At 57.7% G+C, this 522-nt stretch carries 1 pseudogene; it reads left to right on the plus strand.

Going from position 1 to position 522, the window contains the following annotated elements:
* Positions 1-522: pseudogene (locus AC3IFE_RS01560) on the plus strand (hypothetical protein); the annotation flags it as partial.

The raw sequence follows: 522 nt of genomic DNA on the forward strand, positions 1-522 counted from the left end.
CGAATGCGTTAGGGCAAACGACCAAGGTTCTCGGCAACGCTGCCGGCAACACGACTGCAATCGAACCTGCCGGACTCGGGTGCTGGCGCACCGCGTACGATAAAGCTGGCCGGCCGGTCGCTTATACCGATCCGCGCGGTCGCGTTACGCGAGTTGGATGGGATGCCTATGACCGGCCACTCAGCATAATCGACGCGATGGGTAGCTCATATCGATTCGAGTACGATGTGCGCGGCAAGCTCACCGCACTGACGAACCCCAAGGGCGAACGTGGCACCTTTGCGTACGACCAACTGGGACGCATCATCGAGCAAATCGGGTTCGATGGTCGGCGCCAACAATTTCGATTCAACGTCGCCGGCGAACTGATCGAGCAGATCGATTGTGGAAACGACGGACAACTTCGCACGACGCTGATATACGACAATCTCGGTCAGATGATCGGTCGCCAACTGAGCGACAACACGCTGAGTACTTTCAGTTATGACGAGCGAGGCCTGCTTAAACAGGCCTACCACCATC

This window comes from Burkholderia sp. APQ4-4ca, assembly GCF_057837105.1.